The 19,574-nt window shown below is 32.9% G+C and carries 21 protein-coding genes, 2 tRNA genes, 1 pseudogene and 1 CRISPR repeat array (1 of these 25 cut by a window edge); of the genes and pseudogenes, 10 read left to right on the top strand and 14 right to left on the bottom strand.

Going from position 1 to position 19,574, the window contains the following annotated elements:
* Positions 1-498: direct repeats of the CRISPR family, unit length 30 nt; unit sequence ATTTAAATACATCATATGTTTCGGTTCGAG (it extends 6,784 nt beyond the left edge of the window).
* Between the two features lie 181 nt (positions 499-679).
* From cas2 to SFB89_RS06380, 11 genes are all read right to left on the bottom strand, one after another.
* The gene (gene cas2, locus SFB89_RS06430; RefSeq protein WP_331773861.1) at positions 680-991 is read right to left on the bottom strand and encodes a CRISPR-associated endonuclease Cas2; all 312 of its coding nucleotides are present in this window, start codon (positions 989-991) and stop codon (positions 680-682) included.
* Positions 988-1,992 carry a type I-B CRISPR-associated endonuclease Cas1b gene (cas1b, locus tag SFB89_RS06425; RefSeq protein WP_331773860.1) on the bottom strand — a complete coding sequence of 335 codons (1,005 nt, stop codon included), beginning with the start codon at positions 1,990-1,992 and terminating at the stop codon, positions 988-990. The genes cas2 and cas1b overlap by 4 nt, the downstream gene beginning before the upstream one ends.
* An 8-nt stretch (positions 1,993-2,000) precedes the next feature.
* Entirely contained in the window at positions 2,001-2,507 is a 507-nt protein-coding gene (locus tag SFB89_RS06420; RefSeq protein ID WP_331773859.1) for a CRISPR-associated protein Cas4, read from the bottom strand.
* Complete coding sequence (locus tag SFB89_RS06415; RefSeq protein WP_331773858.1) at positions 2,489-2,824, bottom strand: type II toxin-antitoxin system PemK/MazF family toxin; 336 nt, start codon at positions 2,822-2,824, stop codon at positions 2,489-2,491. The genes SFB89_RS06420 and SFB89_RS06415 overlap by 19 nt, the downstream gene beginning before the upstream one ends.
* On the bottom strand, positions 2,814-3,059 hold the full coding sequence (locus SFB89_RS06410) for a hypothetical protein (RefSeq protein ID WP_331773857.1): 246 nt from the start codon (positions 3,057-3,059) through the stop codon (positions 2,814-2,816). Before SFB89_RS06410 ends, SFB89_RS06415 begins: the two co-directional genes overlap by 11 nt.
* 63 nt (positions 3,060-3,122) lie before the next feature.
* Positions 3,123-5,756, bottom strand: coding sequence for a CRISPR-associated helicase Cas3' (gene cas3 / locus SFB89_RS06405; RefSeq protein WP_331773856.1), 2,634 nt, complete (start codon positions 5,754-5,756; stop codon positions 3,123-3,125).
* Positions 5,744-6,493 carry a type I-B CRISPR-associated protein Cas5b gene (cas5b, locus tag SFB89_RS06400; RefSeq protein ID WP_331773855.1) on the bottom strand — a complete coding sequence of 250 codons (750 nt, stop codon included), beginning with the start codon at positions 6,491-6,493 and terminating at the stop codon, positions 5,744-5,746. Before cas5b ends, cas3 begins: the two co-directional genes overlap by 13 nt.
* A complete protein-coding gene (locus SFB89_RS06395) occupies positions 6,477-7,490 on the bottom strand; it encodes a type I CRISPR-associated protein Cas7 (RefSeq protein WP_331773854.1) in 1,014 nt (337 codons plus the stop codon). The genes cas5b and SFB89_RS06395 overlap by 17 nt, the downstream gene beginning before the upstream one ends.
* Positions 7,483-9,444 carry a hypothetical protein gene (locus tag SFB89_RS06390; RefSeq protein ID WP_331773853.1) on the bottom strand — a complete coding sequence of 654 codons (1,962 nt, stop codon included), beginning with the start codon at positions 9,442-9,444 and terminating at the stop codon, positions 7,483-7,485. Before SFB89_RS06390 ends, SFB89_RS06395 begins: the two co-directional genes overlap by 8 nt.
* Positions 9,441-10,160 carry a CRISPR-associated endoribonuclease Cas6 gene (gene cas6, locus SFB89_RS06385; RefSeq protein ID WP_331773852.1) on the bottom strand — a complete coding sequence of 240 codons (720 nt, stop codon included), beginning with the start codon at positions 10,158-10,160 and terminating at the stop codon, positions 9,441-9,443. Before cas6 ends, SFB89_RS06390 begins: the two co-directional genes overlap by 4 nt.
* 47 nt (positions 10,161-10,207) lie before the next feature.
* The gene (locus tag SFB89_RS06380) at positions 10,208-11,137 is read right to left on the bottom strand and encodes a helix-turn-helix transcriptional regulator (protein ID WP_331773851.1); all 930 of its coding nucleotides are present in this window, start codon (positions 11,135-11,137) and stop codon (positions 10,208-10,210) included.
* Positions 11,138-11,265: 128 nt separating this feature from the next.
* Between SFB89_RS06380 and SFB89_RS06375 the strand changes: the two genes are divergently transcribed.
* A complete protein-coding gene (locus SFB89_RS06375) occupies positions 11,266-12,183 on the top strand; it encodes a glutaminase (protein WP_331776062.1) in 918 nt (305 codons plus the stop codon).
* Positions 12,184-12,219: 36 nt separating this feature from the next.
* On the opposite strand, the gene SFB89_RS06370 is transcribed toward SFB89_RS06375, so the two are convergent.
* A tRNA-Gln gene (locus tag SFB89_RS06370) sits at positions 12,220-12,294 on the bottom strand.
* A 17-nt stretch (positions 12,295-12,311) separates the two neighbouring features.
* A tRNA-Met gene (locus SFB89_RS06365) sits at positions 12,312-12,388 on the bottom strand.
* A gap of 132 nt (positions 12,389-12,520) precedes the next feature.
* Between SFB89_RS06365 and SFB89_RS06360 the strand changes: the two genes are divergently transcribed.
* From SFB89_RS06360 to SFB89_RS06335, 6 genes are all read left to right on the top strand, one after another.
* The gene (locus SFB89_RS06360; protein WP_331773850.1) at positions 12,521-13,543 is read left to right on the top strand and encodes a bifunctional 3,4-dihydroxy-2-butanone 4-phosphate synthase/GTP cyclohydrolase II; all 1,023 of its coding nucleotides are present in this window, start codon (positions 12,521-12,523) and stop codon (positions 13,541-13,543) included.
* 155 nt (positions 13,544-13,698) lie between these two features.
* Positions 13,699-13,911 (top strand): hypothetical protein, encoded by a 213-nt coding sequence (locus SFB89_RS06355; protein WP_331773849.1) that lies wholly within the window; start codon positions 13,699-13,701, stop codon positions 13,909-13,911.
* Positions 13,912-13,943: 32 nt separating this feature from the next.
* Positions 13,944-14,939: an LLM class flavin-dependent oxidoreductase gene (locus tag SFB89_RS06350; RefSeq protein WP_331773848.1), complete on the top strand. Its 996-nt coding sequence runs from the start codon at positions 13,944-13,946 to the stop codon at positions 14,937-14,939.
* Between the two features lie 78 nt (positions 14,940-15,017).
* Positions 15,018-15,266, top strand: coding sequence for a ComEA family DNA-binding protein (locus tag SFB89_RS06345; RefSeq protein WP_331773847.1), 249 nt, complete (start codon positions 15,018-15,020; stop codon positions 15,264-15,266).
* Positions 15,267-15,426: 160 nt separating this feature from the next.
* Entirely contained in the window at positions 15,427-16,443 is a 1,017-nt protein-coding gene (locus SFB89_RS06340) for a permease (protein ID WP_331773846.1), read from the top strand.
* 33 nt (positions 16,444-16,476) lie between these two features.
* Positions 16,477-16,773, top strand: coding sequence for an ArsR/SmtB family transcription factor (locus tag SFB89_RS06335; RefSeq protein ID WP_331773845.1), 297 nt, complete (start codon positions 16,477-16,479; stop codon positions 16,771-16,773).
* A gap of 116 nt (positions 16,774-16,889) precedes the next feature.
* Here the strand turns inward: SFB89_RS06335 and SFB89_RS06330 are convergent, their stop codons facing one another.
* Positions 16,890-17,033, bottom strand: a complete 144-nt coding sequence (locus SFB89_RS06330; RefSeq protein WP_331773844.1) for a hypothetical protein — start codon at positions 17,031-17,033, stop codon at positions 16,890-16,892.
* A 490-nt stretch (positions 17,034-17,523) separates the two neighbouring features.
* On the opposite strand from SFB89_RS06330, the pseudogene SFB89_RS11945 reads away from it, so the two are divergent.
* The 3 genes and pseudogenes from SFB89_RS11945 to SFB89_RS06320 all read left to right on the top strand — a co-directional run.
* Positions 17,524-17,721, top strand: a pseudogene (locus SFB89_RS11945) (hypothetical protein); the annotation flags it as partial.
* 247 nt (positions 17,722-17,968) lie between these two features.
* Complete coding sequence (locus SFB89_RS06325; protein WP_331773843.1) at positions 17,969-18,262, top strand: hypothetical protein; 294 nt, start codon at positions 17,969-17,971, stop codon at positions 18,260-18,262.
* Complete coding sequence (locus SFB89_RS06320; RefSeq protein ID WP_331773842.1) at positions 18,259-19,515, top strand: type II toxin-antitoxin system HipA family toxin; 1,257 nt, start codon at positions 18,259-18,261, stop codon at positions 19,513-19,515. Before SFB89_RS06325 ends, SFB89_RS06320 begins: the two co-directional genes overlap by 4 nt.
* Positions 19,516-19,574 lie beyond the last annotated feature (59 nt).

Raw genomic sequence — 19,574 nt, 5'->3', positions numbered from 1 at the left:
TCTTTAGACGGATTTAAATACATCATATGTTTCGGTTCGAGTTCCTGGTCTGGGTTAGATTGTGAGCTGACTTTATTATTTAAATACATCATATGTTTCGGTTCGAGTTTTGACAAATGTTGGAGAGCTTTCACAAGTTGCTATTTAAATACATCATATGTTTCGGTTCGAGACGTTATTTGATGGAAAAGAAGTATAAGAAGATTTAATTTAAATACATCATATGTTTCGGTTCGAGGAGTAGAAGAAACAAAAATACGTGATTTAAGAATATTTAAATACATCATATGTTTCGGTTCGAGGAAATAATAAAAAGGAATAGAGATCAAAGCAAAAAATTTAAATACATCATATGTTTCGGTTCGAGCTCAATAACAGTACCATTAACCCAAGGCGCAGTAAAATTTAAATACATCATATGTTTCGGTTCGAGAGGGCAACTTCCTCTTGATGCAAAAGCTGTTTCAGATTTAAATACATCATATGTTTCGGTTCGAGTAAATCGTTTGCGCATTCTAACATTTTTATTCTAAATCAAAACTTCCTAAATACAGTGGACATTGTGATTTTTTCCAATCACAAATATGAATTGACAATGATAAGCTAAATAACACATTTTAATACCGTATTTTAGCACATCTATGATGGCATACTTCAAAAACGGTTGGAAAATTATAGTTCAAATAAACATAGATTCGCTTTGTTTTGGATCCAAACCTATTGTTTCTTCTGCAAAACTTCCGCTATTTAAAACTTTGATAATCGTGATAAAATCCATCTTATGGTCAATGACTTTTTTGAGTTCATTTTGTAGTTTGATTTGATTTGCGGAGGTAATATTGCCACGAAATATCGACTTTTGGTGATGCTTCAGATATTTTTTACATATTTTAAATACTTTTGCTACTCGATATTTTCCGACTTCACTGAACTCATCTGCGATATCATAAAACAAAAATACATAATTGTAATGTGTATTTGCGCTTTTCATTGTTTGTCTCTAAGTAGGAATGGCATAAAATCTCGTCCTTCTAAGATGTGTTTTATCAGCTTGTAGCCATCAAGTTTGATGCAGTGCTTGTATGAGACTTTTCGTCTGAGCTTGGGATGTATAAATGTTTCATTGAGTCTCTCTTCAAAAGCATTGATAAAAATCTTTTTTCCATCTTCATTGAGTAGGGCATAGTTTAGGCTTTTGTCAAAATGCTTCGTGACTTGGAGCTGCTTTCTCCCGACGAGATCAAAAATCGTTTTAAATACAATGATAGGCTTAAAAGCTTCACTGAGATCTAAACTCAGGCTAAAGCGTCCTTCTCTTGGAGAGTGCAAAAAGCTGATGGCTTGGTTGAGATGTGTATTGTAGATTTGCGATATGGTCTTCGTATAGAGTAGGGTATTGCCAAAGCTTATGAGCGCATTGATTGGATTGTCTGGTGGTCTTTTGACGCGTTTGTTCATGATGAAGTCTTCTGGCAAAAAATACTTGAAACTGTCATAAAATCTCATCCAAATTTGTCCTTCTACAAACATGGTTTGCTCTATGCTAAGTTCTTTTGCGAGAAATCTTGTGACATCTCTTTTGAGCCAATCCAGATAAGGTTTGAGCTCTTTTTTATCATGACGATAGTAGTGATAAAGTGTCTCATGTATGTTGTTTGCGATTGCTTGTACGATATTTTTAGCGACTGCAAAACGATCTTCCATATATGCATAGGACTGTTTTATGGTCAAATCCCCGCTGATGAGCGAATCTTTTGGGTAAAAAGTACCGCTATAATTTCCATGATAATTAAACAGATGCAAGGCAATGCCCGCGCGCGAGATAAAGTCTAAAAACTTGGTATTAAAACTCACTTCATTGAGACAATAGAGCTCTCGTGTGTCTTCGATTGGGATATAAAAATGCCCTTTTTCATTGCTAAAAGCTATGGAATTATCTTTGCGTCTAAGCTCTCCCATAGAAAATATGTATCTAGTGTGATTTTTTGCCATAGTTTTCCTTAGATATAACAGTATTCATAATAAGCACATTTTTTACATTTATTTTCGAACTGTGGTGTGGGCGGAGCTGGGAGGTCGATGAGTGTATTGATCTGAGCAAGGACATCGAGGAGCGCTTGTTCATTTTGCTCATCTAACTCAAATATCTCTGTTTTTGTATTGTGATTTTTTTCATGATATTCGACTTTGCCTTTGCGTATCACGCCTTTTTGCTTCAGTTTATACAGATAGAGTAACACTTGCCACTTTACCGCTTCAGGATCGGAATCGGATTTTTTGAACTCACTCAAGTAGTCTTTTGTGATTTTGTCTATCTTGATGTTATCGATCTTGATTTCAGTTTTTTTGCTCTTTTCTTCATTGATCTCATGTAAGACTTTGCCGATGCGCACATCTTCGCTATTGTCTTCAAGATTTAAGCGATTGGCGTGAAGCCAGCATTGCGTTTTGCAATGGAAATAGTAGTTAATAAGCGTTCCGGTGATATTCATTGAAAGTTTTTGCATAGATTTGTTATCACACTTTGGTACTCTTCTTCACTAATAGCAGCTATTTTGATACCAACTCTTTTCTTTGAAATAGTTCTTATATGATTTACGAGTAGATCCGAATCTTCCCTTAAGCCATCTCTTTTAATAATTCTTAATCTAAAAGGTTCCACATCATTTAAAAGCTGGGTAGATAAAGGCATAACGATGATAGTATCTAAAATTTTATTCTCTTCATCTCCTGAGATAATCAAAGCAGGTCTTGTCTTGCCCACCTCATCACCTTTTTTAGGATTGAAATTTATAGTGACAATATCTCCTTTTTTATAGTCCATCATCAACTCCAAGCTCTAAAAATTCTAAATCATGATGAGCTCTTAATTTTTTTAGCTTCTCTATTTTATTTGCTTTTTCTATTTCTTCAATCGCTGATCTGATAAATTTTTCATATTTTGCAGATATAAAATATCCTACACTTTTGTGAGCTCTTTTATCTATGATTTGGGCTACATCCATCTCCTTTAATAGGGATGGTTTATTTTGGATTGTTGTTACACCATAAGTAGTCATCTTTTAATCCTTATATATTAATCTATTAGTATTATATCATGTATTTTAATTTATAGAAAATTTTCATATGATCATCGATACAAATTCACCTCTTAACACACTTGTATCCAAACCGTCTTTGTAACTATAAAGCTTTTTACCGTCACAGTCTGTATCCCATTCTTTTAGATATAAATATCCATATTTTTCTTCTCCATAATTCTTTAAGTAGTTAATTCCGCTATTTTTATAATCAGCCAAAGAAAAAGTATATTGAGATATTTTAGAAGCTAAATTTTGTAGCTTTATTTGTCTTGAAGTATAATCTTCATCTTGATTTTTAATTGTTTGGACATACTCTTCCCATATCTCAACCGCTTCGTCACAATGCGGTACAAAAACAGACAGCGATTCCATATCTATAATTTTTACATGAGATTCAGAAAATCTAAGATTTTTAATATGATCAACATAGCTCTTTAATCCCTCGATAAACGGCGTGTCGTTTGATGTTTTTATCTTCGCAATCACTTGATTGTAATAAGCGTCAAAATCCTTAGTTTCCAATACATTTTCATCTACTGATATATTTAATCTCTTATCGCCTTTGTAAACAAATTTCGCCTTTGCGTTTGTCATCTCAAACAAAAACAGTTTATTTCCCTCTTTGGAACTATTGCGATTGATACGCCCTGCCAACTGTTCATCACTATCTATGAGGGATTTTTCTTTAAAGCCTATATCCATATCTATATCCACACCAGCTTCTACCACTTGTGTCGTCACTAACAAAATGTTTTTATCATTAGTGTTTTTAAGAAAGTTTATAATCTCTTTTCGTCTAGGCTCTAAAATTGTACCACTTAAGATAAATATCTCATCAAAAAGCTTGTTGTGGTCTTTCGCATGTTGATAAAACTCATCAGCACCTTTTTTGGTAATAAACTCTATGATAGTTCTTACTTTGTCTGTTTTATTACTCTCTAGTTTTTGATAATTTTTACTCTCTTCAAGGAGCCTTTTATAAATATCTTTTGGTTCTTTTATCTTTTTATCTTCTGTAAAAATTTTAACTCTCTCTCCAAAATTAGGATTTGAAAAATACTCTTTTTTATGGGTGACTAACTTTATAAACTTATGATTTGGCTCATTTAAAATATCGCCTATCTTTGGTAAAGTAGCACTCATGACAATAAACTTCATATTAAATTTATCTGCAAAACTATCAAGCAAATAAACTATACTTGACCAAAGATTAGGATTATAAGTCTGTATCTCATCTATAATTACAATAGAATTAGCCAAACGATGGAAGATATAGTTATCATCTTTTGAAACACCTGTTAAAACATTGAAAAACTTCACATGACTTAAGAGTGTTATAGGATAATTCATAAACTGATTATCTAAAAAGTTTGTTTTTTCATCACCATAAACACCATCTTTTTTACTTTCCTCTTTTTGGTTGTATTTTGCCTTTGAATGAAGTTGTACCATCTGTGAGTTATCCAAATTTAAAACATTTTTTATAGCCTCATAAGTTTGGGTGATAAGTGTAGTAAATGGAAATACATAAAATATCTTATTGATAGACTCATCTTCTTTTAAAATCTCAACGGCACTCATGACAGAAAGGTTCGTTTTTCCTGCACCTGTCGGAGCTTCGATGTAAAAGAGGTTTTGTTTCTTCTCTTTTTTGAGTTCTGCTCTTAGGTTTTCTCTCACTTCTAAAAAAAGTTTATTTCTTAAAATATTTAGATTTATATTTGATTTTTCTTCCAATTTATTAAAACCAATTTCTATATCTGTAATATCTTTTAAATCTTGATTAAATGTTATCTTTTTATTATTTTCATCAAGTTTATCAGTATAAAATTCCGTATAAACTTTTTCACGAAACAATGCATCTATTAAGCCAAAATCTTTATACGCAAGTTCTTTTTGATTGCCATAATTCATAAATTGAGCTGTGGCGTAGTAGTCCGATATGATGAGGAGTGAGAAGAGAGATTTTGACAACAAAAATAGCGTATCTTTATTATCTTCAATATAATCAAAAATATTTGAAAAGACTCTCTTTTCATCTTTGTGTACTTTTATGAGATTTTTATCAATGTCAAATAGTTTTAAAAACTCTTCTAAATCATCGCTGAACTCAAAATCACTACTTTTATAAAGAGAGCCATGATGCTTAGAGATAAAATATCCAAAGAGATAGACAATGCTTTCAATTATCTCTATCTCATCTTCATCCCAGTTTTTACCATAAAGTTCTTCTAAAGAGTGATTTATAAACAGATAAGCCCCTAATGGCGAATGATTACTACTCTCTGATAGTTCAATATTTTTAAATTTATCATTACCCATCTTATCGACTTGAAAATTAGGATTTATTTTCCCCATATCATGCCAATAGATAGCCTTTGCAAATAGATATTTTACAAAATCACCAAACTCTATTTTCTCTTTTATATCTTCCAAGAGATTAATACTCTGTTCAAAAAGTTTATCAAGATAATTTTCTAAACCATTTTGCTCTACTAAGAATAAAAAATAGTCATAAACCAAGTCTATATGTTCTTTGAGGCTCTCTTTTGCAAATTTAACACATACATTTTTATCATTAATGACTTTGTTGTCGATACATCTTTTGTGTGCTTTATATTTATCATCTATTGTTAGCTTGATATCTAACTCACTAAATTTTAAAATAGACATATCACACCCTCATCACATTCATAAAGATTAATAAGGCATAATTTTCCAAATTCATTTGATTTAAATACTGCATTCGTGTATAAAAAATCTTGATAACTATATTGCTTGAGTTGCTTATCAAATCCAATAGGCAATCTCTCAAAAAGATAAAAATAATTTGTAGTTCGCTCTTTATATCCACTGTTTTTTAGCACAAAATTTTCATCTTTTACAATTATCGTTTTTATTTCAAATTTTTCTTTTTCTTGAAGCTCGTTACATCTTCCATGTTCATGAAAATTATCCCACCACAAAGAAAATTCATTTTTGCCCATATATGGAAGATAAACTGCTCTATGATTTTTCAAACTATCTATTAATTTAGTATGCTCTTCATTTGCATCATCAAGTTCAAGATAAATTCTATAAGCGGGATTCACTAGCGTTTGTTCTGTAATATTTGCTGTTTGTCCATTGGTGGTATTGTTAAATAAAATAAACTCTTTTTTAAAAATTCCACCATTTTCTGAGCTTGGGGCAATAGCCACTCTTATATCTTTTAACTTTTGATAATATTCTGGGAGTTGTGCTTTATCTTTACTTTGAGCATAACCATCATAACCCATGATTGCACCTAATATTCCTAAAAGTGAGGGCTTATGAATCATATTGTAAGAGATAAAAATTTTATCGTTTATATCTGGCTTTTTAAAAAATCCAAATTCTGCTTTGATTGTAAAACTAATAAGTTTTTTCATTTTCATTCACTTCTAAGACTTCTAATAAATCATGTTTATGTATGATAGCTGATAATTCATTACTACTATTTATAACATTTAAAAGCTCATCGATGTAATAAATATCTATAGACTTTATTTGCTCCTCATATTTAGATAAATAATTGATAAGTTTAGTTATATCAAATGAATTATTTTCGTTCTCTTTTCCTTTTTCAAATGCTATAAATTGAGCTAAACTTGGCAAGGTTAAGGTTGATGTTTCTTTTAATGTTACATAAATTGAGAGCTCATTTTCTACACCAGCTTTTGAGTGAGAATCATAAAATGTTGCAGCATTATTAAACGAGTTTTTTAGGATTGCAATATCATTTTGTGATAAAAGCTTGAATGTATCATTTTTCACATCATCATCAAGCAAAGTTTCCTGTTTTGAAGTTTCTGCATCTTTCTTAAAAATATTTTTCCAACTTGATAAATTTTTTGGATTGACTGAAAAGTTGTGGATATAGTGAGCCTCTGTAGCTTTGCTCATACTACCGATTGCTGTAAATGGTGCTAATATTTCATCAGTATACACACGCCCTTTTTTATACAAATCTGTTGCATGATTAATTTGAACATTGCCATGTATTGATATATTATTGTCTTTTTTTCCTTCTGGAGAGAATACTGCACCAAAAAGTCTTATATCGATAAAATTTAAAAGTTTTGGAAAAAGAGTATCTTTCATATTGTCTTTATTGATTTTCTCATCACTCAAACTTTCAAAAGCCTCTTTTAATTTCATTGTGTTTAATTTATCATCAAAAACTTTTGTAAAAAGCACTTTTTCATGACTATAATTTTTCTTAATATAGTTTCTAACCAACCACTTAAAAGATTTGTCCGTAGCATAAAAACTACCATCACTTTTCAATCTTCTAGGCAACCCACTGAAATCTGCATTATAATTTGCATTAATCGCTTTTACCACTACACATCCATACACTCTGTTTTTAAATTCTGTACTACTCATCTTCACTCTCCTCTGTTGTATTATTTTGGTATTTGATTTGATTGTCGGAAAAATAGCCCGCTATCATGTATTCCATGACACTCTCCATCTCTAAATCATCTCTATAAGTCATAACTATACTCATGGCATTATCATATTTTTTATCAAACTTTAATTCATGTGCATATTTACGATGCGTTTCCCACATATACTCTTTGAGTAATTTACTTTTCTGCCACTCCGTAAATCCTGAAAAATCAGCATGAGATTTATTCTCTTTTTTAGCTTTACTTTTTTCTATTAAGAACCTTGCCAACTGTCCACATAAAAAAGCAAAAAAATTATCATTATTTTCAATAAAATCAACACCAAAAACAAACTCTTTTTTAGGTTTTTTATCAGCCTTTAAAATCAAATTACCCTCTTCATCTTTTACATCTCGCCAATACCCTAAAGAGTTTTTCATTTTCTTTTTTAATTCTATAAATTCACCATTATCCACTTTCTTCTCCTCTTGTTTTTTTAAACTAAATAATAAATTTAGCTTCTCTTTGATTTCATTTTCATATATAGAATATCCCTCTTTATTTTTATCATCATGTCGAATATCATCTACAATAATATCTAGCAACATCTCTCTAAAATCTATCAAAGCGAAAGCACTTTGATGAGATTTATAAATAAAATCATAAAAATTTTGTCGATACTTAATAAGGTAATTTTTAAGCATATTATTTGAATTACTAGAATCAATTTTCCAATAGGTAATTTTCAATTCTTTGTAATCATTAAAATAATTATTTTGTAATTTTTTATCAAAAACAAGTTCATTAAATATCTTTTCCAATTGAAATACACTTAATTCTCTGTCATAAAAATCATTAAGTTTATAACTATTTTTGATGTCTAAAAAATTTTTAATTTTTATAGATGTCATGTATTGAAAATTTTCTATATAGTCTAAATCTTTGATTTGTAATTTCCAGCCATTATCACTTTTTGAATAGTAATTTAAAAGATAAAAATTCTTTAAATCTTTGGGATTTGTATAATAAATAGATTTAATAATTTCTCTATAACTTTTCTTTTTTTCATTGTCTTTGAGTATACTTTTTTGCTCTCCAAAAAGATTTTTTTTATCAATAAAAAGTGGAAATGGTTTTGTGAGTTGTTGATTATCTGTCATAACTTTAAATTTATGAAGTTTTAGAGTACAAGTCTTACAGATATGATTTGTTAATTGAAGAGGCATTGTAAGTTTCATACCACAATCATCGCCCAATGTAGATAACACATATGGTAAAGATAATTCATCTGATACTTGATTACAAATAGCGCAGTTACCTTTATAAAGCCCTGCCTTTTTTGTATCTAAAAATGCCCTTTTTTCTACAAACTTCTCATAAAAAGATTTAACTTTATTTAATCCAACATCGATATAAACTCTTATTTCTATGGAAACTTCTTTTTTATTCTTTTTTAGATTATCATATTTTTGTTTTAGCTCATTTATAATATGCTCTTGTGAAAGTAATGATTTTTCAAGATTTTTTTCAAGATATTTTTGAATATCTATCAATTTATTTTTCTCTTCATCATTATCTAAATAGGCTAAAGCACTCTCATATTGAATTTTAATTCTATTTGCTTTATTGTTGAGATTTGTCTTAACAGTTTCATTCTCATTTAACTTATTAAAAAGAATTTTTACTGTCAAAATATATGGAGAACTTCCTCCCAAACCTTTGTTTTTATCAAGATATTTATTATGCATTCCTTTTTGATAATATGTCATGTACTTTAAAGTTTCTTTTAATTCATTATCTAAATTATCAATATCCAATAAATCTTTACATACCATATTGTTTTGAATTTTTATATAATAATGAAGATAAGAGTTACTTACTTCGTTTTGAATAAAATAATCCTCAATCCCCTCATTAGCATCCATAAACTCCACAATCTCTTTAATCATAATCGCATTCCCCTCCCCAACAAAAACCCACCTCCATAACTATTTTTCTCCCCAAGTCCACATGCAAGTGCTGTAAACGCTAACTTTTGAGAAACTTCATCTTCATTGGGGATTATTTTAAATTTGTTCCCAAAAAAGATGATTTTATGGCTGTCTTTTTCGATGCGGATATTTTGGGGTACTCTATTTTTGATCTCAAGCAGTTGGATAAAATTTTGTTCTACTTGTAGTTTTTCTTTAAAGAAGCTGTTGTATTTTTTCTCCAGGTTGTCATGGAGTTGTTTTTGGAGTTGTAGGATGTTGCCATTTTCTTGCATCGTCCAAAATTTTCCATTTTCAGTTGTGACGATGACGGGAGTGGCGCTGTAAAGTTCTGATATGAAAAACTGCTTTATTATTTTTTTGGTGGTTTGGACGACTAGAAAGTCACTATTGTTTATATTGGCTCTGAGTGCCTTGGCAAGCGTATCGATAAAATGTTCGTCAAGGGATCGAAGGGTAAATTTGTAAGTATTTCCCGTTTTATATATTTTGTCTTTTTCTATCGGCAAGAATCCACCGAAAACATAATATTTATATCCATCTTTTTTATGAAAATCTGCCAAATCACTTTGTGCCATCGAAAAGCTTATATACTTTGAGATTTGTTCAAAACTTCTCTCAAAAGCCAGCTCTTTTTTCATGTATGCGGTGCATATCAGTTCAAAATATCTCATATTCTCCCTTTTTGATGTTTCATTTACAAAATTATACTACGAGCTAGTTACCTAGTTTGGTCATCTATGTATTGTTGTATATTTTTATTGATTTGGCTCCTTAGTGCTTCGGGTTCGATGACTTTAATATGAGGTATATATCGCTGTATTGTTGGGATGATCTCTCTGAAGTCACTCACCATGATTTCAAGCTCAAGAGCACCATCTTCACACTCATTTAATATTCTTTGCGATGGAGACAACGGTTTTCTTAGAAAATATTTTGCCACTTTGGCATCTACATACAGCTCTATAAACAATGGCTCTTGGTTGAGCACATGAAAGGCATTGATGGCATTCTCAAAGCTTTTGATCTGATCAAAGTCAAATACATATTGCGTATCATGGATTTCAATATTTTTGATACTATTGAGGTGAAATGTTTTGATTTTTGTATCCTTTGGTTCGTAAATAACCAAGTACCAGTATCCTTCAAAATTTAAAATCTTGAGCGGATATATCTCTCTTGTTTTGTTGTTGTAAGTACAAGTGATAATACGCCTGGAGCTGATAGCATTTTTGATGCGCGTGATCTCTTCTTTGAAGTTGTCGATTTTTTCAACGGCAGATTTTTGATAGAGTTTATTGTCCAGTGTTTTTTCAAATTTTTCAAATAGGAGCGTAGTTTTCTCATATAGATTTTCATCGCTATATTTATCCCGGGCTTTATATTTGAGTATGGCGATGATAGCGAGTTCTTCTGCGCTTAGAAGCGTCTCATGTAAAAAGTTCTTTTTTGCATGATAAGATTGCGTGGTATGATCGTAGTAAATCTTAGAATCTGAAAAGAGCGGTAAAATATAAGAGCTAAAATCGGTTCGTATCACTTTTGTTGAAACACCATACCTATTTGCAAGGTTTAGGGTAGAAAGGGCATTTCCTTTGCTAAGGGCTAGCAATATCGAAGACAATCTTTTGATTCTATTTTTACCGTGCATGATTGATGATACTCCAAGAAAAATAATATTTTACTGAGTTTCATGTTTGATTTGCTCTATCACAGACTATAACAGAAAAAATGTAATATTTTGTTACAATTATCAAATACTTTAAGTGGAGCATCATGATGGATTATGAAGCAATATTAAAAGAAATACAAGAGGAAATCAAGCCTTATTTGGAGCAAGGAAAAGTAGCTGATTATATTCCGGCACTTGGGCGTGTGAACCCCAACCAATTTGCGATGAGCTTGCAGCTTTTTGATGGCACGACTTTTGGTGTCGGGGATGTGGATACAAAATTTTCGATCCAAAGTATCTCGAAAGTTTTTACCTTTACCTTGGCGCTGGATTTGTATGAAAAAACACTTCATGAAAGAGTCGGTATTGAGCCCTCTGGCAATCCATTTAACTCTCTTGTGCAGCTTGAATACGAAAAGGGGATACCAAGAAATCCCTTCATTAATGCCGGTGCGATCGTTGTGACGGATATGTTGGTGAGCGGGTATCATGATAAGACATTTGAAAGAATTGTGGATTTTATCCGCAATGTGAGCGACAATAGGGCACTATCTCATGATAAAGAAGTCGCAGATTCAGAAGCGGCGTATGGTTATCGTAATATGTCTTTGATTAACATGATGAAGAGTTTCGGTAATATTCAAAATGATATTGCAGATGTTATGGCTGTCTATTTTCAACAATGTTCCATCTCGATGAGTGCACATGAGTTGAGTCGCGCGATGCTGTTTCTTGCCAATCATGGTGTTGACCCGATAACACAAAAGCGCTATATTAGTGCATCACAAGCCAAAAAGCTGAGCTCGTTGATGCTGACGTGCGGACATTATGATGCTTCGGGTGATTTTGCCTTCAAAGTAGGACTACCTGGTAAAAGTGGTGTGGGTGGTGGTATTGTGGCGATCGTTCCCAATCTCATGTCATTATGTGTTTGGTCACCACGTTTAAATGCACGAGGTAATTCTTTGGCAGGGACAAAAGCGCTCGAACTGTTTACGACAAAAACAGAACTTTCTATATTTTAAAGGGATGAAATCGTATGAGATAATTTTAAAAGAAGGTGGATGGGGATACAGGATTCGAACCTGTGAATGTCACGACCAAAACGTGATGCCTTACCGCTTGGCGAATCCCCAATATTTATATTAAGAATTGGTTGCGGGAGACGGATTTGAACCGCCGACCTTCGGGTTATGAGCCCGACGAGCTACCAAACTGCTCTATCCCGCGACATTTTCAACTACTCCTGAGATGAAGTAGGTTTCACTCAATTTGTGAGGTGGAATTATAATCAATTTTATTTAAATTGTCAAGGGATTATGGTACAATTTTAAAAATTTAAATATAGGCAGGAACTTTTACATGTCAGAAGAGAGAGTAAAAAGAGCGATAGAGGACATCAAACAAGGCAAAATGGTTTTGATGGTAGATGATGAAGATCGAGAAAATGAAGGAGATTTGGTTTATGCGGGGACTTTTTCTACCCCTCAGATGGTCAATTTTATGGCTTCACACGCCAAAGGTTTGATTTGTGTGGCTCTTTCAAAGAAAATTTCGGATAAATTAGAGTTAGCACCCATGGTACTCAACAACAATTCACAGCACGAAACAGCCTTTACCGTGACGGTAGATGCAAAAGATTGTACGACAGGGATATCCGCGTATGAGCGAGATATGACCATTAAAGTATTAGCAGATAATCTTAGTAATCCGGACGATTTAGTAAGACCAGGACACATCTTCCCATTGATTGCGCGAAAAGGTGGTACTTTGGTGAGAACCGGACATACTGAAGGCTCTGTGGATTTATGTCGTTTGGCAGGCTTACATGAAGTCGCGGTGATTTGTGAAGTCATGAAAGATGATGGCACGATGGCAAGAAGGCCAGATTTGGATATTTTTTGCAAAGAAAATGATATCAATATGGTGTATATCTCAGATATTGTTGAATATCGTATGAAAAGCGAATCATTGGTGCGTGAAGTCGCTTCTTCTACTACCAAATTTTTGGATGTTGATACAAGAAAAGTCGATATGGTAGATCATGAAGGCAACCATCACACCGCCTATCAGTTTGGTGAACCACAAGAAACGATGGCGGTCAAGTTCCATAATATCCTTAGGGATGATGAACTGTTTGCTAATACCACTAAATTACACAGTATGCTCAACGCCATTGCTTATCTGAAAGAACACGGTGGATTGTTGGTCTTCATAGATGATGAAAATTCACACAGCAAAGAGATTCGAGAATACGGTATTGGAGCACAGATTCTCAATAAATTAGGAATCAAAAATATCAGACTGCTTTCCATGTCAAAAAATAAAGATTTTGTCGGTATCGGCGGTTTTGGATTGAAAATTGTTGAAAATATAGAACTCTAAAAAATACTTTAAATAAGTATCATGATAGAGGTACGTGTACCGATGTGAGAGTATCCGTACCTCTTTATTTCATCATCTTTGCACCAGTTTTCCTATTGTTTAAAATCTCTTGTTATAATAGCAACTGTCATCAAATATCCAAACAAAGAGTGATTATGAAATTTATCGTTTACAATATCATAACGTGGGCATTGTACTTTTGTATCGATCATCTTTTTATTTTTTTACACATTTATCAATCAACCACACCCAATGATATTTTTTCTTACTTTGATGATAGAGATTTGACTTTGATTTTTGTAAATATTGCGATTTCACTCATCTTGGGGAAACTTATCATGAGGCAATTGTTTGATGAAAAATCATAGGCTCAAAGGTGATGCTAAAAAGGGAATATAACATGAAAAAATTAAAACTAAGCGTACTCGACCAATCGCCAGTACATGATGGCAAAGCCGATCGATTTGGGTTGCTCGATACGATAGAATTAGCCAAGATATGCGACACTTTAGGGTATCATCGTTATTGGTTAGCAGAACATCACAATACCACAGGCTATGCCTCTTGTGCTCCTGAAATCATGATAAACTCCGTTGCTACCGCGACACAGAATATGAGAATCGGAAGCGGGGGCGTGATGCTGAACCATTACAGCGCGTTTAAAGTGGCGGAGACTTTCAATATGCTAGAAGCACTCCATCCCGGTAGAATCGATGTGGGAATAGGGCGCGCTCCGGGAAGTGATTTTATGACATCACGTGCCTTAGGCGGAAATCGTGAGATTGATTATTCGCAAAAGGCGTATGATTTGATTGGATATTTAAATCAAAACTTAGACAAAAATCACCCATTTTTTGATGTTGCGCTGACACCAACAGGCCTCAACGCCCCACCGGTGTATCTGCTAGGCTCTAGTGAGGGAAGCTCTCAACTCGCAGGCGTCTTGGGTGCTGGATTTGTTTTGGCACTTTTTATAGGCAATCATGAACGCACTCCTGAAATCATCAAAGAGTACAAAAAATCCTTTATCCCTTCTACTTCATTTGAAGCACCCAAGGCGATGATTGCGGTGGCGTGTATCGTCGCAGACTCCAAAGAAGAGGCAGAATTTATAGCAAGTTCACATCTGTATTGGAAATTGCAAGCGGCGACGCAGTATAAGCGAGAACCACTAAAAAGTCCCGAAGAACTCGTGAAAATTATCAAAAATTTATCAGATGTTGATAGACAATATTATGAAGAATCCAAGCAAGCGATGGTATTAGGAACAGCAAAAGAATGCCAAGAAAAACTCGCCAAACTTGCTGCGTTTTATGATGTTGATGAAGTCTTGATCGTCAATGTGACCTATCATTTTAAAGATCGTGTCAAATCGTATCAACTCCTCGCCCAGTAGTGCTAGGATTTTGAGGTGGAAGTTTATTTTTTGCACTTTTTTTGATAGAATATAGGAAATTTAAAAAAGGGGATAAAGATGAAGTTTTTAGCTTTACTGGTTATGGTTGCAAGTTTTGTTTTTGGTGCGGTTGACATCAATAATGCCAATATTAAAGAGCTGACAACACTCAATGGTGTTGGTATCTCAAAAGCAAAAGCTATCGTCTCTTACCGAGAAAAACACTGTTTTAAAAAAGTCGATGATATCATCCAAGTAAAAGGGTTGGGGGCAAAGTTTTTGGAGAAAAATCGAAAAAATATGAAAATAGGCGCTTGCAAAAAATAAAAAGATAGAAAAATACCCCAATTTTATATCATGATATGAAATTGAAACATTGAATAGATGAGTATTGAGCAGTTTATATTATTCTATAATTCCAGAAATATAATATTATTTTAAGCTAATTATTTCTATAATTCTAGAAATATAATTTTAAAGGAATAATATGAATATAGATACACTGTCTCTTTTTAAAGAATCAGCGAGTTTTTTTATTTATAATTTTCTTGAATTGACCGTCTTGTTTATCGGCGTTAGTTTTTTAGTAGAAGTTATTAATGTCTTTATCAACCCGACAAAAGTACAGACGCTATTATCATCAAGCAAAGGAGGGTATATAATATCTGCAGTATTGGGTTCTATTACACCTTTTTGTAGCTGTTCAACAATTCCTATGACTTTAGGACTATTGAAGGCAAAAGCGTCATTTGGTCCTATCATGACATTTTTATTTACATCACCTTTGTTGAATCCGATTATCGTGGCAGTATTTTGGAGTGCTTTTGGTCTCAATGTGACTATTGTCTATGGTTTGATTTCATTTTTTGCTTCAATATTTGCAGGTTATACCTTGGAGAAGTTTGGCTTTGAAAAATATATTAAAACAGAGATTTTTGAACCAGAATATAAGCCAACTTCTTGTGCTACTGCTACTTGTCATCTCAATGCAACATCTCAAAAACTTCAACGCGTTTCAAATTTCAGGATTTTTGCATCTACAAATGAGTGCTGTGATGGCCCCGCTGCGACAAGGAAAATCAGTAACATGCATAAAATATTTAACACCGCACTATTGGGTAAAACATGGAGGCAATTTCTAAGCTTTTCGCCATACCTTGCTATTGGTATTGGTATCGGCGCCTTTGTGCATGGTTTTGTCCCTCATGATTTATTGGCAAAATATGCAGGAGCTGACAACCCCTTTGCTATTCCCCTTTCGGCATTAGTGGGGATTCCTCTTTATATTCGAGCGGCATCAATGGTTGGGCTTGCACCTGCTTTGTTAGCCAAAGGAGTGGGGATGGGCTCTATTTTGACCTTGACAGTAGCCGGTGCCGGAGCGAGTTTACCAGAGATGATCATGCTCAAGAAGATTTTCAAAGCACCTATCATGATATTTTTTATTGCCTCGGTCTTTACGATGGCAATTGGTTGTGGTTTTTTGGTTAATCTCTATTTTTGATATAATTCTACAAAACTAAAATATGGATAAATCATGGAAGAAGAAAGATTAGTAAAATGCTTGGCACAATTAGGAAATCTTACGCGATTGAGAATTTTCAGGCTTTTAGTAAAGGCAGGTCAAGACGGATTGAGTGTCGGTGAAATACAAGAAGCGTTAAAAATCCCCGGATCGACACTCTCTCATCATATCTCCAAACTCACAAATTTAGAGCTGGTAAAACAAAAAAGAGAAGGTAGAATATTGCATTGCATCGCAAATTATGAGTTGCTCGATATCGTCATAGCAGAGCTTCAAAACCAGTGTTGTGTGTATGAAACAATGAAATAATAGGTGCTATACTGTCTCTAATTATTTGTGAAGTAGTTGGTATAAGTCGCCATCTTTATTATCTTTTTCAGTAAGATAATAAGCAACGCCGGCAAATACAATACCTGTAATGATTGCTAACATGCTTTTTTAGAGTTGTGTTGATTGTTGCTATTTTTTGGATTCGTGATTGAAACACGCAGCAACATCTTCTCAAAAAAATATAAACCACCTATAATAATACCCAATATACTTAAAGCGACGATACTTCCTATTGACATCATTAACTCCTTTTAGTGTTTATTTTATTTTTTTCAAGTTTTCAAACTATTTTATTAATGCTTTGGCTTGCTTTGTTTCTTACGCTTTCTTGGTTGTATGGATGCATAAAACAATCCGATTGCAAGAAGCAAAAAGATCGATGCTTTAAACACTTCCATAATGCCTCATTTCTTACTTTTTAACTTCATCAACGTTTTTTGTTGCTCTGATAAAAGAAAAACATAATAGGTCACTCCTAATGCTAATGCAAGAGACAGTAGTGAACTGATCATGTGCTCTCCTTATTGTCTTTCATTGTTTTTAGATATATAAAATTGTATCTTAAACTCGCGAGAAAAAGCAACAAATTTTCAGAGGTTTAATCAAAATGCCATTTTATCATCATGACATCATCGGAGTGCACTTCAAAAAAATTTTAAAGCAAAGCCATGTAAAAGCCAGACCTTTGTATAATCTAAAGTATATAGATGATAAACTCAAGATCCTTATGTCAGAATCTTCTTTCAAATTCGTAATATGATGGAGTTTATAGAAACAGTTGTCAAATATAAAACTGTTGAATATGTGGTAACAGTGCATCTTGTTGCAATTGCAAACGATAGAGACCCAGAGAATCAAAGTAGATTTCTTCACTCAAACACAGCAATCAGCAATGCCAGCAGATGTAACTTTTACTTGGGAGTTTGATGCACCTGAAACGATTCATGCACGAAGTGTCGTTATTGGGCATGGAAGAAATTCTTCATTCTGCGTAGGAATTAAGGTTGACAAATCATTGTGGTTGCCATAGGGAAATTTAGATATAAAAGTGGCTACTCAAAATACAGTCTATTTTATAAATAAGAATAGTTTTATATAAATACTAAGTATATTATAATATATATTATTGTATATTTTACTTATTAAAGATATTATAATATATTTAGGATGAATAATGATAGAGCTATATACACCACTTGAAATAATACAAAAAGCTGTGAAGATAATAGAGACTGAGCGAAAAGTACAAAAACTCCAACAAAAAGAGTTAGCCCTAAAAGCTGACATCCCTTTGCCTACGTATAAACAGTTTATTTACTCATATAAAATATCTTTTGAGAACCTTATTAAGCTTTTTATGGCTTTACGCCTTTTTGATAATCTAAACTCTTTACTAAAAACCAAAGAACACCAAAGCCTTGATGAGATAAAAAACAAAGATTCTTTGCCTAAAAGGATTGTAAAATGAGTATGGAAGTAGAAGCTTTTATTTTTGATAAAAAGATTGGAACCATACTTTTAAAAGATGGGGTAGTATATTTTGAATATGATAAAGAGTTTAAAACAAGTACTCTTGAAATCTCCCCTTTAAAACTACCTCTTTCAATGAACGGGGTATATACAAACAATGATGATAGATATTTTGAAGGATTGGCAGGAGTTTTTCATGATACTTTGCCAGATAAGTTTGGTACAAAAGTAATTGAGAGATATTTTGAATCAAAAAACATTCCACCCCACGAACTCACAATTATCCAAAAGCTTATGTTTATAGGAGATAAAAGTATAGGGGCTATTACATATAAACCTGTTGCACATAAGGTAGAAGAAGAGAAAATCAATGAACTTATTGAGCTTCAAAACTTTTATGAAAATGCAAAAAAGATTATAAGCGGTGATGCTATTGAAGTGGTAGATGAAATGCTAAACTTTATGGATAGTGCTGCAAGTGCAGGAGGAGCGAGAGCTAAGGCTATCATTGGCTACAACAATAAGACAAAAGAGATCATAAGTGGGGTTAAAAGAGAATTAAAAAAAGATTTTGAGCACTACTTAATTAAATTTGATATAGAAAGAGATGATGGAAGTAGTAGTGACTATACAAAATTAGAATATCTTTACATGAGCATGGCAAAAGAGCTTGGTATAAATGTGCCAAATATTGAGTTATTAACTCATGGAAATTTAGCTCACTATCTTATAAAAAGATTTGATAGAGTAGATGGAGAAGCGTTGCATCTGCACTCTGTGGCAGGACTTACCCATACAAATTTTAACATTCCTATGCATTATTCTTATGATGAACTCTTGCGACTGACAAGATATCTTACAGGAAGCCAACAAGCAGTAAATGAACAGTTTAAAAGGATGATTTTTAATATTGTTGGACGAAATCAAGATGACCATGCTAAAAACTTCGCATTTACGATGGATAAAAATGGTATTTGGAATCTAAGTCCCGCTTATGACATCACTTATTCAAATGGAGCAGGATATACAAAAAATCACCAACTCTCTTTAAATGGGAAGGTCAATGATTTTACTTTAAAAGATATTTTAGATCTTGCAAAAAAACACTCTATAAAAGAGAGTATTGCTAAAGATTATGTAGGGCAGGTTATTGCAGTCTTCTCACAATTTAAGAACAAAGCCAAAGAGCTAGATCTTAGAGACCAGACAATAGATAGAATTTACAAGGAATTAATGCTTCACATAATATAGAGCTTATTCTTATGGTATAAAAACAAATATTTTTCGTAGTTTTTGGGAGACAATCCACT

The sequence above is a fragment of the Sulfurospirillum sp. 1612 genome (assembly GCF_036556685.1).
GTDB lineage: Bacteria > Campylobacterota > Campylobacteria > Campylobacterales > Sulfurospirillaceae > JAADIZ01.
The sequence above is the reverse complement of the archived record's forward strand: the minus strand, read 5'-3'. Positions and strand labels throughout refer to the sequence as shown.